This is a genomic window from Pelotomaculum schinkii (genome assembly GCF_004369205.1).
Classification (GTDB): domain Bacteria; phylum Bacillota; class Desulfotomaculia; order Desulfotomaculales; family Pelotomaculaceae; genus Pelotomaculum_C; species Pelotomaculum_C schinkii.
On sequence record NZ_QFGA01000003.1, the window covers coordinates 314,722 to 329,604 of the forward strand.

At 45.2% G+C, this 14,883-nt stretch carries 16 protein-coding genes; 13 read left to right on the forward strand and 3 right to left on the reverse strand.

All coding sequences use genetic code 11. From position 1 onward, the window contains the following. The first annotated feature begins 62 nt into the window (after positions 1-62). The 3 genes from Psch_RS17715 (at position 63) to Psch_RS21270 (ending at position 2,883) form a co-directional block, all read left to right on the forward strand. Positions 63-1,343 carry an IS110 family RNA-guided transposase gene (locus tag Psch_RS17715; protein WP_190259097.1) on the forward strand — a complete coding sequence of 427 codons (1,281 nt, stop codon included), beginning with the start codon at positions 63-65 and terminating at the stop codon, positions 1,341-1,343. A 468-nt stretch (positions 1,344-1,811) separates the two neighbouring features. Continuing rightward, positions 1,812-2,483 (forward strand): BON domain-containing protein, encoded by a 672-nt coding sequence (locus Psch_RS17720; protein ID WP_243124203.1) that lies wholly within the window; start codon positions 1,812-1,814, stop codon positions 2,481-2,483. Positions 2,484-2,688: 205 nt separating this feature from the next. Continuing rightward, complete coding sequence (locus Psch_RS21270; RefSeq protein WP_243124204.1) at positions 2,689-2,883, forward strand: DUF6485 family protein; 195 nt, start codon at positions 2,689-2,691, stop codon at positions 2,881-2,883. 81 nt (positions 2,884-2,964) lie between these two features. Here the strand turns inward: Psch_RS21270 and Psch_RS17725 are convergent, their stop codons facing one another. After that, a complete protein-coding gene (locus Psch_RS17725) occupies positions 2,965-3,267 on the reverse strand; it encodes a CC/Se motif family (seleno)protein (protein ID WP_190259141.1) in 303 nt (100 codons plus the stop codon). Between the two features lie 935 nt (positions 3,268-4,202). On the opposite strand from Psch_RS17725, the gene Psch_RS17730 reads away from it, so the two are divergent. The 4 genes from Psch_RS17730 (at position 4,203) to Psch_RS17745 (ending at position 7,216) form a co-directional block, all read left to right on the forward strand. Beyond that, the gene (locus Psch_RS17730) at positions 4,203-4,541 is read left to right on the forward strand and encodes a hypothetical protein (protein WP_134219543.1); all 339 of its coding nucleotides are present in this window, start codon (positions 4,203-4,205) and stop codon (positions 4,539-4,541) included. Further along, positions 4,505-5,428, forward strand: a complete 924-nt coding sequence (locus Psch_RS17735; RefSeq protein ID WP_190259142.1) for a class I SAM-dependent methyltransferase — start codon at positions 4,505-4,507, stop codon at positions 5,426-5,428. The genes Psch_RS17730 and Psch_RS17735 overlap by 37 nt, the downstream gene beginning before the upstream one ends. A gap of 112 nt (positions 5,429-5,540) precedes the next feature. Beyond that, on the forward strand, positions 5,541-5,951 hold the full coding sequence (locus Psch_RS17740; protein WP_190259143.1) for a hypothetical protein: 411 nt from the start codon (positions 5,541-5,543) through the stop codon (positions 5,949-5,951). Positions 5,952-6,340: 389 nt separating this feature from the next. Further along, on the forward strand, positions 6,341-7,216 hold the full coding sequence (locus tag Psch_RS17745) for a MerR family transcriptional regulator (RefSeq protein ID WP_190259144.1): 876 nt from the start codon (positions 6,341-6,343) through the stop codon (positions 7,214-7,216). A 95-nt stretch (positions 7,217-7,311) separates the two neighbouring features. Here Psch_RS17745 and Psch_RS17750 read toward each other — a convergent pair whose 3' ends face one another. Beyond that, positions 7,312-8,109 (reverse strand): MerR family transcriptional regulator, encoded by a 798-nt coding sequence (locus tag Psch_RS17750; RefSeq protein ID WP_190259145.1) that lies wholly within the window; start codon positions 8,107-8,109, stop codon positions 7,312-7,314. 274 nt (positions 8,110-8,383) lie between these two features. On the opposite strand from Psch_RS17750, the gene Psch_RS17755 reads away from it, so the two are divergent. From Psch_RS17755 to Psch_RS17770, 4 genes are all read left to right on the forward strand, one after another. Next, positions 8,384-8,797 carry a hypothetical protein gene (locus tag Psch_RS17755; RefSeq protein ID WP_134219539.1) on the forward strand — a complete coding sequence of 138 codons (414 nt, stop codon included), beginning with the start codon at positions 8,384-8,386 and terminating at the stop codon, positions 8,795-8,797. A 146-nt stretch (positions 8,798-8,943) separates the two neighbouring features. After that, a complete protein-coding gene (secD, locus tag Psch_RS17760) occupies positions 8,944-10,203 on the forward strand; it encodes a protein translocase subunit SecD (protein WP_190259146.1) in 1,260 nt (419 codons plus the stop codon). Then, complete coding sequence (gene secF, locus Psch_RS17765) at positions 10,200-11,135, forward strand: protein translocase subunit SecF (protein ID WP_134219537.1); 936 nt, start codon at positions 10,200-10,202, stop codon at positions 11,133-11,135. The genes secD and secF overlap by 4 nt, the downstream gene beginning before the upstream one ends. A gap of 281 nt (positions 11,136-11,416) precedes the next feature. Continuing rightward, positions 11,417-12,193, forward strand: a complete 777-nt coding sequence (locus tag Psch_RS17770; protein ID WP_190259147.1) for a DUF4070 domain-containing protein — start codon at positions 11,417-11,419, stop codon at positions 12,191-12,193. Positions 12,194-12,613: 420 nt separating this feature from the next. Here the strand turns inward: Psch_RS17770 and Psch_RS17775 are convergent, their stop codons facing one another. After that, positions 12,614-13,078 carry a hypothetical protein gene (locus tag Psch_RS17775; RefSeq protein WP_190259148.1) on the reverse strand — a complete coding sequence of 155 codons (465 nt, stop codon included), beginning with the start codon at positions 13,076-13,078 and terminating at the stop codon, positions 12,614-12,616. Positions 13,079-13,310: 232 nt separating this feature from the next. Here Psch_RS17775 and Psch_RS17780 point away from each other — a divergent pair, with 232 nt between their 5' ends. Together Psch_RS17780 and Psch_RS17785 are read left to right on the forward strand one after the other, a co-directional pair. Continuing rightward, positions 13,311-13,907, forward strand: a complete 597-nt coding sequence (locus Psch_RS17780) for a uracil-DNA glycosylase family protein (RefSeq protein ID WP_190259149.1) — start codon at positions 13,311-13,313, stop codon at positions 13,905-13,907. Between the two features lie 379 nt (positions 13,908-14,286). Continuing rightward, on the forward strand, positions 14,287-14,874 hold the full coding sequence (locus Psch_RS17785; RefSeq protein WP_190259150.1) for a TetR/AcrR family transcriptional regulator: 588 nt from the start codon (positions 14,287-14,289) through the stop codon (positions 14,872-14,874). Positions 14,875-14,883 lie beyond the last annotated feature (9 nt).

Consider the following 14,883-nt stretch of genomic DNA (forward strand, 5'->3'; position numbering starts at 1 on the left):
AAATGGTATTGTGCTGATCCAGCCAAGAAAGGCACAAAACCAAATTGAGGAGGCGCCTCTATATGAAGCGTACACAAAACGAGAAAATTTCGCAAATAAAAATTGAAACCTTGGTGGTCGGAATCGATATTGGAAAAGAAACCCATTATGCAAGAGCCTTTGATTACAGAGGGATTGAACTGGCCAAGCTGCTGATATTTAGCAACACGGCGGAAGGATTTCAACACCTTGACCGATGGATGCGGGACATCTGCAAGCAGCAAGAAAAGACCGAAGTCATCGCCGGTTTTGAGCCCACTGGACATTACTGGTTCTCATTGGGGGACCACCTAAAGCGCAAGGGTCATAAACTTGCAATAGTCAACCCTTTCCATGTCAAACGAACCAAGGAACTGGATGACAACAGCCCTACCAAGAATGACCGAAAGGATCCGAAAACCATCGCCATGTTAGTAAAAGACGGGCGTTACCGGGATGTGTACATACCCGACGACATCTATCAGGAACTGCGGGAAGCGGTGGCTGAACGGGAACGGCTTCAAGAGCGGTTAAATGCTACTCACAACAGGGTTGTTCGCTGGCTGGATATCCGGTTTCCAGAGTTTGCAGGGGTTTTTAAGAAATGGACAGGAAAAACAGCACTGCTGACACTTAAAATATTCCCGACACCAGCAAAGGTTTTGGAAGCGGGCGCAGACAAAATACTGGCCACATGGAGGACAGTTGTGAAACGTTCCGTAGGCATAAAAAGAGCGCAAGCGCTGGTAAAAGCAGCGTCCAACAGCATTGGCAGAACCACCGGCCATGTAGCTTCGGATGCCAGCCTGCAGAACCTGCTTGCAGAATATGAATTGTACCATGCACAACATGAACGCTTAGAACAACTAATGTTGGAACTACTGCTTCAGGTGCCGAATGCAGCCAAACTTCTGAAAATCAAGGGAGTGGGCTTGGTTACAGCCACAACCTTTGTCGGCGAAACCGGTGATATCCACAGGTTCGAACACCCTCGCCAGATACAAAAACTGGCTGGTTGTAACCTGGTTGAGAACAGCTCCGGCAAACACAAAGGAAAGACCACTATCAGTCACCGGGGGCGGAAGCGATTAAGGCATGGGCTGTTCATGGCCATGATTGCCATCCTGGGTAAAAACCCGGAGTTCCAGGAACTACACCAACGCAATCTAACAAGGGAAAAAAACCCGCTAAACAAGATGCAATCCATTATCGCCCTCTGCGGCAAACTCATCCGGGTATTCTACACCATTCTGAGCAAGGGTGTTGACTACAATCCTGAGAAGATGATGGGCGATATTCAACAGCCGGTTAAAATAGCCGCATGAAAACGCTGAGAACATCCTGATAAACGATACAGATTAACGAAAGCACATCATCGTAGTGGAATTAGCCGCGGCCATTCAGACGAAGATGTGACTGCCCCCAATAGTTATCTACAGGTTTTTATCGCACTTTGAAAACGGAGAGCCCGGGACAGTCAGGTTGAATTATTCCATTAGGGCATAGACCCGGTCTAGGAGCATGACTGACGTTCCACCTCTTGGATAGGCAGGACGAAGGTATTTAGGGCGAAGACCCAGGAAGATGTGGGAGGTTTGCTGCCAGGAGACGATGTGGAATCCCACTGGCCTTGATACAAAAAAACATGCGGCCTTGGTGAAAGTTAAACATCATCATCCATAATTACACATTGATGTAAATAACAAGAGATAGGCTATCCGAATAAAAAGTGAAAATCTAAGAAAAGCGGAGATATTTAAAGATAACCGAAGACTATTAAGGGAGGATTGAACATGTCTGAAAAAAATTATTTTCACCGGCCGGCAGGGTCGCCCCAACCCCGTGAACGTGAATCCCAAAAGGCACAGCTGGAAAGCCTATCGCATGGCGAAAGCAAAGATGTTAAGCGCAAAATAGCTTATCAAACAGGCGAGGAAGACTGGGAAGAAAAAGCCCGGTCAGCTCACGGAAAAGAAGGGCATGGAGAACTCCAGAGCCGTTTCCAGGATGTTTTGGATAGCGACAAAGACCTCAAGGGCTATGGTTTAAACGTCAGGGGCGGTGGTGGAGAGGTTGAAATAAGCGGGATAGTCGATACTTTAAGCGAAAGTAAAAGGGCGGAAGAACTTGCCGCCAGTTTCCCCGGCGTGCAAAAGGTTGTGAACGACCTTACCATCAGCACCGATGGGAATATTACTGATGCCGACGTTACCAAGGAAGTCCGGGAAGAGCTTAATGCCGATCCGCGAGTAGATTTATCTCATATCGGCGCGGAAGCCCACGGAGGCGCCGTAATATTAATGGGCAGCACGGAAAACCCGGATGAAATCGAGGCTGCCAAACAAACAGCCGCCAAGGCGCGGGGTGTGCGCAAAGTTGTCAGCCAGGTCAAGCTAAAAGACGACTTTGACATGAGTCTGGAGGGAATTTTCCACAGCCAGGTTCGAAATGACGAAGAAGATTAGATAATAGAAGGCTTTTCAATCTGCCAGGAAACGGTTGGGAATACTATGTAATCTCCAAACATGGGTGTGAAAAAACCTATCGTGAAAGCCGGCTGACTTTAGCCGGCTTTTGTAATCATTGCAGGAAATAGAGGTCATTTGGCAGGATAAGTTTCTAATGTGCAGAATATCTTATTACCATTTATTGCATTTGGGGGAGTTGTTTATGAATTGCAACAAAGAAAAAAATATTAAAAAATGCACCTGCACTTATGAACCTTGCTCAAGGAAGGGCATTTGTTGCGAATGCATCCTTTATCACCGAAAGTATAATGAAGCTCCGGCTTGTCTGTTTCCATCCGAGGTGGAAAGTACATATGACCGCTCATTGGAAAGACTGGCACGTTGCTATAACAAATAGAGAAAACCATCTTCCCGAAAATGATGAATCCTTGTAAAGTCGTCACTTACTTGATTGGGGATGACGGAAGCACAACACTTTTTACATGCCCGGTTGTTCATATACCAGCCCTGTTACATACAGTCTTCTAAACACCATCCGATCAACTGCCAGTGATATTTTAATACCATCCGGTTTGCTTACAGCGCCTTTAAACATATAGACCTTAATCCCGTTCGCATCCACTAAATCGTAACTTTCAGGTAAAGGCGGTTTGCCTGCTGACACGGCAGGTTCCTTGAATTGGCCTCCACACCCGCCATACAACATCATATCCACGGTAATGGAGTCGCCTTTTTGGAGGATATAATCCCTGGCGTCATCGGTAAATTCTACCTTTAGCATTTTGTCATCCTTCCTTCCTCCATACATTTTTTCCATTTTACCATGTTTACAATTATTAAAACAACACCTTGCCATTATTGGTAGGGTGTTTTTCATTAAGGTAAAAGGAACCCCTTTGTTACTACCAGAGTGAAGGACCTGGAACCTCCCAGGCTTCATGGCTATTTTTTCAAGTAAGAAACTTGGTTTATTGCATACTATCAAACTGTTAAAATAAATTTTATGGAATATTTGAACAGTTGTATCAGCTGCGGAACGTACAATTCACCCTGGACTTTCTGTCTAAGGTTGCCCGCTCTCTTGGGAAAGGGGTACAGGTTACATTATTCTATGTCTGGACAAAGAAAAAATAGAAAGACGATTCCGAATCTTAGCCACTTTGGCCGGATAGAATCGGGGCATGTCGGTCATGCGCGAAGCGCTCAGCACCAACTTGGTGTTCATTTCAATGGGCTTGCCATCTAATATCGACATAAACTCTTCCTGTATAATTTAAAAAATCAGGTTGCTTTATGAGATTAAATTGTACCATATTATATTGTGTATTTAAAAGAAGAGGCTTATCATAAACTACGAAATAGAACTGGAGATTAAACTGGAAGAGAAATTGAATATCAGAGTATTAAATACTCTTTCATGATTTAATTTTTACATTTCGATATGCTTTTGGTATTATATTATTTTTATGTAATTAAAAGGTTTTAGTTAAATATTAATCGAAATAACCAAGAATTGCATTTTAGTGCGACCGCCCCAATCAGGGTGGTCGTTGTGGTTTTAGCGGATTCCAACAAGAAATGACAAGATTCGCATATCGGCGACCGGGGTAACATTGAAATTGCCGGCGGCCCAACCGTAAAACGTAGTTATAACGGATAGTGGGTTGATCTTAAATAGTGGCTAATCAATTTTAGGTTAAAAAGGAGAAGGATAAAATGTTTCAGTGTCTGAAGAGGGTGGTTTACCAGGTTTCAGATCTTGAAAAAGCCAATGCAGCCCGTCCTGACAGGTCCAATTTCCAGGCGCTTTCTCTCTTGATGAAAAGAGTTGCAAAAGGTTGTCTGACTGAGTTGGTAGCTGAGATATATGCGACCGAAGGTGAATTGCTAACGGCCGGATCCAAAAAACTAGAGCCCATAATCAACGGCTATAAAGAGCTTTTGCATAAAGCGGGCCGGGAAAGAGAGTTGATTTTTACACTCGTTGCATTCGTTATATACTGGAGGAGGATTCTTATATGGATAAGAAGAGAGCCAGCTTCACTGCAATGTTAATGGCTTACTATCGCGCGTACCATGCCATGCATGAAACCCCAAAGATATTTGATGATTTTCTGGCCTGTCATTTGTTTACGGAGGATGAACACTCGTTTTTCGAAAACGCCTGTTCGCAGGCTCCCAGGCTGGATGATCCCGAACGCGCAGCATCGCTTCCTGACCGGGCGGCTGCGATAGCGTGGGCGTTGCAAACCATAACACCGGGCCCATCCATGACTCTCAGCCGTTCACGGTACACGGAAGAAATTCTCGACAAGGCTGTTGGGCAGGGAGTGCGGCAGTACGTGATCCTTGGGGCGGGTTTTGATACCTTTGCGTTTCGCCGACCGGAGATGTTGGAGAAGCTTCAGGTGTTCGAGGTCGACCATCCCGTCACGCAGGCCTTTAAACGCCAACGCCTCGCTGAGGCGGGCTGGAAACTGCCGGCACAGCTTCACTTTGTTCCGGTGGATTTTGAGCAGGAGAGCCTGGCAGAGGTACTAACACGCTCATCGTATAACCCGCAGGCACTTAGCTTCTTTAGCTGGCTGGGTGTCACCTATTACCTAACCCGCGATGCTATATTTACCACACTGCATGATATCGCCAATATTGTCCCCGCGGGCAGCGCAATCATTTTCGATTACCTTGATACAGACGCGTTTGTTCCCGAAAAAGCGGCTAAACGCGTGAAAAATACGATAAGGGACGCGCAGCAGAACGCGGGTGAGCCGATGATAACGGGGTTTGACCCGTCTTCGCTCGCCGCCGACCTTGCAAGTCTGGGCTTTTATCTCCAAGAGAATTTAAGCCCAACCGACATCGAAGAACGCTATTTCAAGGGACGCACGGACGACTACCACGCGTGCGAGCATTTACACTTTGCCAAGGTAGTAGTCGAATAGCATATACTAGTTAATCAAACAAACAAATAAAAGGAAAGAAGAGATACTATATGGAAGAGAAAGAGCCAGCTTTACCGCAACGTTAATGGCTTACTATCGTGCGTACCATGTTATGCATGAAACCCCAAAGATATTTGATGACTTTTTGGCCCATCGTTTGGTTATGGAAGAGGAGTGGGCAAGTATCGAATATCAGATAGCGGAAAGCCTCAAGTTATTCGACTCTGCACGCGCCGCTTCATGTCCTGACCGGGCGACGGCCCTGAGGTGGATGATGCGGGAGGCATTGGCGGCTCCCTCCCTCATTCTCGCCCGCTCACGGTATGCCGAAGACAGCCTTGAGTACCACAAGAACCAGCCCTTTAACGACAACCATTTGCGTCCCTGCCCTCTTCTAGACAATCCGGGCAGGCTAACGGCGATGGTGGAGGCATCCGGTGCAACCTCGACGGAGTTCGTCAAACAGGAGGACGTACACAGCTTGAGCGGTAAGTGTGTGGTACGGCTGAAAAATGGGCTGTGACTGCGGAAAGGCTGTGGGGTGAATCACACAACTGCGCCGGTTGCGCACAATGCGATGATGATGCTCAAAAGGATGCTGGTTGAAATAAACCGGCGCTTTCCTCCAACCTCGGACACTCATTCTGGCTTGTGCTTGCCGCAAAAGCGGCTGCCGTGGTGCAGGAGCTTACCTAGTTTATGCCTTAGGGATTATATTTTCTATCTCGCCAAAAGGTTTGAAGTCAAGCATTTTTTCCTGACCCGGACGGTATACGTTGACTACATCATGGATTGCAGGCAGGATTATGGTTGGCTGGTACGGTAGACTTAAAGGTGATTTCCCATTTTCTCCATAAAAACCTATTGACTATCACCTTGGGTGTTAGCTTATGATTGGTTCGAGGTGATAAGATGTTAATTAACGAGGTAAGCAAAGCAACCAATTTAACCAAAAAAGCGATTGAATACTATACAAATCAAGGATTGGTTTTCCCTGAAATTTTGGAAAACGGATACAAATATTTCAGTGAAAAGGATGTGGAGCTTTTAAAGAAAATTTCTGTCTTTCGTAAAATCGGAATTGGTATAGATGATATTAAAGCTATACTTGCGGATGAAAAAGGAAATGTTTTACAAAAAATATCTGTACAAAAAGAATTGAGAGTGCAAAGGGAAAAAGCCAAACAAGCAATCCTTGACCAACTTAGTATCGGTAAGAGTTTTGCAGAAATAGAAACAGCTTTGAATGCCATTGAACAGAACGAAACGGTTACGGATAAGCTGTTAGAGGCGTTTCCCGGATATTACGGTCGCTTTATTTGTTTGCACTTTGCGCAATTTTTGAATGGGCCGATTTCGACACCCCAACAACAAGCTGCTTATAAAGAAATCACAGAGTTTCTGGATGAGGCCCCTGCACTGACCTTTCCAAAAGAGTTGCAGGATTTTCTGGTTGAAAGCACTCAGCACATCAGCGCAGAGAATATTCGGGAGATGAATGAACAAACAAAGAGGTCTATTGAAAATCTTGAACAGTTTTTATCGGAAAACAAGGAAATGCTGACATGGTATCTTGAATATAAAAAGTCTGATGAGTATAAAAATTCTCCTGCTTTCAAAATTCAAGAGATGCTTAAAGAGTTTAATAATACAAGTGGATACTATGATGTTTTTATCCCTGCAATGAAGAAGTTAAGTGATTCTTATGGAAAGTATTGTCAACAACTTGAAATTGCTAATGAAAAATTATTATCAGAGTATCCTGAGATTACAAAATTGAATAACTAAGGCTAATCTGATTATCCGGAAGCTGAAGAACCCTTTATAAACTGAAAGGCAGGGTGATTTTGAGATTCGCCCTGCCTTCCATACTACCCGTACAGTTACTTTTTGATGGGAAAATAAATTTCGGTTACATATTCACCGGACGAAATGTTGTCATTATAGCCTTTGATGTACAACTCAAAGGGTGGCCCGGAAACGGTATATCCCTCCTTTTCAATCCATTCTATCAGGGCCGTATAGCACGAAGTAAAATCATCATACGGCCCGATATGGGTTGCAAAGCAGCAAAGCCCCGGAGCAAGTGTCCGCACATGCTCACCGCTGCCGCCCGATAGCTCCACTCCGACTTCAATATCTGTGCAGTCGCGATTGAATTCCTCATCATGGTAGATGGACAGGAACGGCCCGGCAGGTTTTAGCCGGCTCTTTTCCAACCCGGCGCATAAGGTGCCGAAGGCTTCAGCAAGATCTCGAATACTCATTTTCCGTCTGAGGGAATAGATGGTTTTGGGTTGCATCTCTACGGTTTTAACCAAATAATTCGCTTGCATAATATTCTCACGCCTTTCTATTTTCTCAATGTCCTGCTCTATTTGCAGCAGGATGTGCTGCTGGTCGTTAATCTGTCGCAAGAACTCCTCTTTTTTAGCTTGCAGGAGTTTAGCCAAATGGCCGTTATCCCTTCTGGCAAGAACAGCGGAAATCTCAGGCAAAGAAAACCGATATCGCTTCAGCCTCGAAATCAGCAGCATGTCCCGAAGCTGAGAAACCTCGTAATAGCGGTAGCCGGAGTCCTTGCTGACAAATCCGGGCTTGAGCAGCCCAATCTGATCGTAATAGCGGAGCGTCTTGGCAGATACTCTGCTGATTCTGGAGAATTGTCCGATTGTGAGCATATAAATCACCACCCGATGGCATTTGAACATGTTCTGATTGGAGTATACGGCTTCCAGTTAGGGCAAAGTCAAGCGGTCTTTCTTTTTTTATAAAATTATTTATAAAATTATATAGATGCAACGAAAAGGATCGAAACAGGAATACCGTGAATGATCTTTTTTTGCCTCCTATGAAACCAGAAGCGGCTGATATAAGCGTGACAGAAGGAATAGCTCGTATTATAATGGCTACATATAGTTATACTGCAAATGGTTGAAACCGGAGACATGGGGCATGCAGATAAAAATAAGCCAAAAGCATAATTGGATATGCCTGTTCTTATGCGGCCTGTTGTTAATAGGCTATATCAGCATGGCAAGCCCCCACAATATTTTCTCTGTAGATGCGTATGCACTCGACCGTTCTTCCATCAGTGGCGGACCACCACACTCGTCCATGGACGGCGGTATAAATCTCTGGTATATCGATTATTCAGCCATTACCAACACCCGGGCCGGCTTTTTCTTATCCTCCGTTAAACCGTTTCTATGGCTGCATACTAAAAACATTTTTTATCTATTAACCTCACTCATCACCGCTCAAATCATCTCTTTCCTCTATTCTTCCCGGCTGGCGGGCAGACTCGGTGCACAGTTCCGTTCTATCGGAATAACCATCTTCCTCCATAAAAAAGACGGAATGAAATGACCGGAAGCTTTGTGGCGGGACCATGAAACGTCCCGTAAGGGCGAAGTGCGCTTAAAATGCGCCTATTCGTGACATTTCATCCGTCCAGGCCGCGTCATGGTCAGAGGACCGGTGCGTGCATGACGGGCATAATTGGAGGAAAAATTATGAATTCTAAACGCGTGTTTTTTATCACCGTTTTATTAACGGCTGCTTTGTTCTGCCTTTCTATATTTGGCCTCAAGATCGGAAATTTTTGGATTAAAGGCGCAGACCAGATGCGCTACGGCATAGATATCCGCGGCGGCGTGGAGGCCACCTATGAGCCCAAGGACCTGGGGCGGGCGCCAACGGAAAACGAGCTGGAAGCGATACGGACGATCATCGAAACGCGTATGGACGCCAAAAATATTACGGACCGGGATGTTACTGTAGACAAGGGCAATGGTAAAGTGATCGTCCGCTTTCCCTGGAAATCCGATGAAACCAATTTCGACCCCCAGAAGGCCGTATCCGAGCTGGGGGAGACCGCCAAATTAACCTTCAGGGATCCGGACGGCAATGTTATCATGGAAGGTACCGACGTGACCAAAAGCTCGGCCCAATTAAGCCAGTCTGATTCCCAACCCGCTGTCGCACTTACTTTGTCCGCCCGGGGTGCGGACAAGTTTGCCCAGGCTACCGGCCGGCTGATCGGGCAAAATATCGATATTTATATGGATGAAGCCTTAATTTCTACGGCCATTGTGCAAACCCAGATTACGGGCGGCAACGCGGAAATCACTCACCTGGAAAGCCTGCAAGCGGCGACATTACTTGCCAATCGCATCAATTCTGGATCTTTGCCCTATTCCCTGATAGTGAAAAACTGCAACATTATCAGTCCAACCCTGGGCAGCAACGCTCTGGCGGTCATGGTTATGGCGGGCAAGGTTGCCTTTGCGCTGGTTTGCCTGTTTATGCTTATTTATTATCGTCTGCCCGGCCTGGTGGCCTGCATCGCTTTGACCTTACAGGTTACCGGTCAGCTGCTGGCACTGTCCGTTCCCCAGTTTACCCTGACTCTGCCCGGTATTGCCGGTTTGATCTTATCCATTGGTATGGGCGTAGATGCCAATATCATAATATCCGAGCGAATCAAAGAAGAACTGAATGGGGGCAAAACTGTGCTGAGAGCCATTGAAACCGGCTTTAAACGAGCTTTTTCAGCAGTTTTTGACGGCAATGTTACCGTGGTCATCGTAGCCATCATCTTGATCATTTTCGGCTCCGGTTCCATGCTCTCATTCGGGTATACGCTTTTGTGCGGAGTTATTATGAATTTTGTGGCCGGTGTCACGGCGTCGCGCCTCATGATACGCTCGCTCAGCAATTTTAAGGCCTTACGCCAACCGCAATACTTTGGAGCTAAGGGGGTGGTGCAATGATTCGGTTCTATAAACACAGATATATCTATTTTGCCATTTCGCTTTGCCTTATTTTGTTGGGCGTTGGGGCCGCCTTCATAAACGGCATTCAGCTTGATATTCAGTTTAAGGGCGGCACCATACTCAAATACACCTATTCCTCCGACATCAACGCCGAGCAGGCCGAAAAAATCGTTGAACAGGCGGTGGGAAGGACGGTCAACTGTCAACTGCAGTCTAACATGGCCCAGGATCATAAAATACTTATGGTCAGTCTGGCCAGTAACGAAGCGCTTTCCTCCCGGGAACAGGAAGCAGTCACTTCCGCCCTCACCCGGGCCTATCCCGATGCAAGTCTCGCCTTATCCGAGTCGCTAACGGTGGAGCCCTTCATCGGCAAGCATTTTTTTACCAATGGCATGATTGCCATTGCGCTATCCTTTCTGCTGATTCTCGTGTATGTGGGATGGCGGTTTAAAAACATCGGCGGGCTTTCTGCCGGTTCCATGGCCATTATCGCCTTGTTCCACGATGTGTTTATCGTCACCGCGGTCTTTATCATCTTCAAAATCCCCTTAAACGACTCGTTTATTGCCGCCATCCTGACCATCATTGGTTTTTCCATCAATGATACCATTGTTATCTATGACCGCATCCGGGAAAATGAGCGTCTTTTGGGAAGAAAGACCCCGGCAGAGGAGCTGGTTGACATCAGTATCAATCAATCCATGAGCCGCTCCATCAATACCAATATTGCCGTTTTTATGAGCATTGCCGTTATCTATGTCTTCGCGCAGGTTTATGATATCGGATCGATCAGAGCATTTGCGCTGCCCATGATGTTTGGCACGATTTCCGGCTGTTACTCCACTATCTGTATTGCCGGGCCGCTATGGACCATGTGGCAGCATCATAAAAAAACAAAAATAAGGGTGAAATCTGCTGAAGCATAAATATAGCCTCCCAAGGTCTAAAAAAGAATGATATGCTCCCCCTAAAGCAGATGGATAAACAAGCACCGACCGGGGCAAGGGACACAGGGAGGTCCCTTGTCCTCTTATTTATAGGCCTCCTGAAGTGCCCGCTATACGATACCGGCAGTTTAGGCTGGGCAACCGGGGCTTGTTAGGACTGCTCCCTGCAAGCCCTCGCCTTTAGGCGTGGGTGGTTGACAAAATAGAATAAGAGGATTTAAACAAAAAAACATGGTAAAATATAATAAAAGTGTTATCGGGTGTTAAGTACGGGTTCACCTGAGGAATCCCAAAGGAGTGGGACAGATGAGAGTATTACTGGTGTATCCAAAGTATCCGGACAGCTTCTGGAGCTTCAAATCTTTGTCGGCATCGAGACCCCCAGCGAGGAGAGCCTCAAGGAGTGCAACAAGTTCAACAATATCAACCGCAACCTGATTGCTTCAGTGAAGACTATCCAGAACAACGGGATGGAGGTCAGCGCTGGCTTCATCGTCGGATTTGACAGCGACACCCCATCCATTTTTGAGCGACAAATCAACTTCATCAAACAGAGCGGCATCATCAACGCCATGGTGGGGTTACTGAGCGCTCCCAGTGGGACGCGGCTATTTGAGCGCCTGAAACAGGAGAATCGGCTGCTGTCCGGTTTTACAGGTAACAACACCGACTTTTCTTCTTTGAACTTCATCCCAAAAATGAACCCCCAGAAGCTGCTGGAGGGCTACAAGAGTATCATCACCTCTATCTACGATCCGGCTGCCTTCTACGAGCGGATATACAAATTTTTCAGGGAATTCAAGCCGATTAAGCGGAAACGTGCCGAACGCTTCCAACTGATTTACATCAAGGCCCTGCTGCAGGCGATGTTCTACCTGGGCATACTGGAGAAGGGCCGGCGTCACTACTGGAAGCTCCTGATCAAAACCACCTTCCGTTACCCGCGCTTCCTACCGGAAGCGGTGAGCTTTTCCATCAAAGGCTTCCACTACCGCAAGATGTTCAGGCAGATGGCGCGTCTGGAGGGAGAGGTCTAAGATGGACCCTGCGGTAGGATCTGCCCCTCCAGTTATGAATTCGCCTGTCCGTTTGCGAAGGGCATCCTGGGTGGCAGCCGGTTTATGGGGGACGTAAGCGGCAGCGACAAGCACTTCTCCTTCTCCATTCCGGCAAGGGAAAAGTCCGCAAAGATGCACTTGTTTGAAAGCGTTATCACTATAAGTACTTGTCAATATATTCCTTCATCTCCAGTACAGTATTGAATTTTAAGGAAGTAGCTATTATTTTAGCGGTACCTGTGGCTACAGGATCTTTGTCTTTGTGGTAGTCAAACTTACAAGTACGCCAAATACCGTCTCTACCTATTCCCCAATATATAGTTGAGCTCCTTTCCGGTTTCATATTGAAATGCGAAAGAAGTTTACGTATATCTCCCTGACAGAATCGTATAGGCATTTTTATAAACCCAACACTTTCTTAATTGAATCCCTATCTCCATGGTATCTTAGAAGTTTAAGCAAAAACAATTGTTTTTGCTCTGACTCAACTTTTGAAAACATATCTATTTTATCAACATAAATAGTAAGAAATTCTAGAACGCTATCAAGTAGATTATTAATAGCAGCTTCTAATGTAGGACCTTCACCATAAAGGTCAATTTCCGGAAGAGAAACAGTATGAATTTCAATTTCTTCATCAAATTCTATTTCTGGTTTAAAAATTAAATTAGACATAAGTTTGTCGAGGTAGGAAGTTTTAATGTGTGATACCATTTCGTTCTCATTATTTGCATTGAATGTTATTACTTCAATTCCTTTTAGAGCGATATTGTTAAGTTCGGAATAGCGCTTCTTTGTATCTCGAATATTGAACTTGGGTATTGCTAATGACATTTTATTTACACCCTCTCTAGACTCCATCATAATATCCTCACTTTCAAGTTTATAACATGTAGCCATCGTGGTCAAGGGGGCTACCGTGGTCATGGTGACCTGTTATAGTATACGTTGAGAAGTAAAGGATAATTCAAGAAAGTTTTAAAAGTTGGGGAACATCCCTAACCAAGCATACTGCTACGGGTACGAGTAGATCTTCAACCACTGAAAAAGAAAATGGCGTCTTACAGTATTAAATGTCAGGAAGGAGCGATAGGTTATGAACATAAAAAAAGAACTGGAAAGCCTGCCATTTGAAAAGAGCAACATGCAATTTTGCAATGTGGATGTTGACCTGGAAAAGGTTCGGGCAATTATGGTTAACGAGGTGGTTCCCGCAGATCCAAAGCAGGATTTTTACGGTGATGACAATGCGGCATATTTAGAAACCACCATCCCCCTGTTTCAGAAAGCGGGTATCCATGTAAATTCCATATCTGATATTCTGAATTTAGGAGTCTATATCACCAATGCCGTCAAGGTTCCCAAAACGGAATATACAATCAGCAAAGCGCTGATTGAAGAAAGTTTGCCGTTTCTCGAAAAAGAGCTGTCGCTGTTTCCTGATGTTAAAGTGATCATGCTCATGGGAGATGTGGCAAAAAAGGCATTTAACATGATTAGTAAAAAGGTAACAAGAAAGAATGCCGTTCCCGGGGTGTCCACATACAAACTGCGGAACAGTGAAATCTACCATGAAGGTATCCGTATCATGCCGTCCTACATTATGACGGGACAAAACATTTTGATTGAGAAGTCAAAATTTGAAATGGTCGCCGAAGATATTTTTGTTATGGTAAAAATGATTCAGCAATAGTGAAGCAAACTCCCTGGAAAGCTTGACATATGTTGTCAGGCTTTCTATTGTATAGTGGGTATATACGGGGATCTGCTGGCGCTTCATTAAAGAAGCGCTATTTTTTGTGGAGTGATTGAATTTTGGAAGTGGCCGTCGGCATCTACTTCGGCCGTCGGAGCAGTTTCGCTGGATGTATATCAAGTCGGAATTTCTTCTGCCCCAAGCGCCTGACCTTTCACCCTGCCAACATCTGTTACAAAACCCTAAAACCCGCCCTGGCGCTGGACAAAAGCCTCGATCGACTATTCTTTTTTGGGTCATATGACAATATTGTCATATGACACCCTTGTCACATGAGAGATCTTATGCTATTTTAGTGTCAATGGGGGATGATAGCATGCCAAAGGATACTTTTAATAATTTAAACGAAGACAAGAAACAAAAAATCTTTGATGCAGCCGTGAAAGAGTTTTCCACCAAGCGTTTCAGTGAGGCGTCGATTAACCAGATTGTCAAGACGGCGGGAATACCGCGGGGAAGTTATTATCAATATTTTGAAAACAAAGAGGATATTTATCTCTATATGTTTGAGCGGATTAGTAAGGAAAAAAGAGAGATTACCCTGCATTCGGAAAACATCGATACGGATGCGGACTTTTTTGAAATTTGCCTTGAGTCAACAAAAGCCACATTGGAATGGGCTCAGCATCACCCTGAGTACCTGAGGATAAGCATATATATGGAAATTGATGACAGTGAATTCGTTACCAAACTGCGGGCGTCTTTCATTGAAAAAATTGTGGAATTTATCGAACGGGATAAGGAACGAGGCCTGATAAAGCAGGAAACAGATTCCTATCTGGCTGCGGAAATGGTTTACGCACTTATTTGGAAACAGAGCTGCATGTTCATATCAAATAAAGAGAAATTTATAAAAAGGCTGAGCGATGGGATTAAGATAATCAGGGAAGGTATCGGGAAATGACGAGGAGGA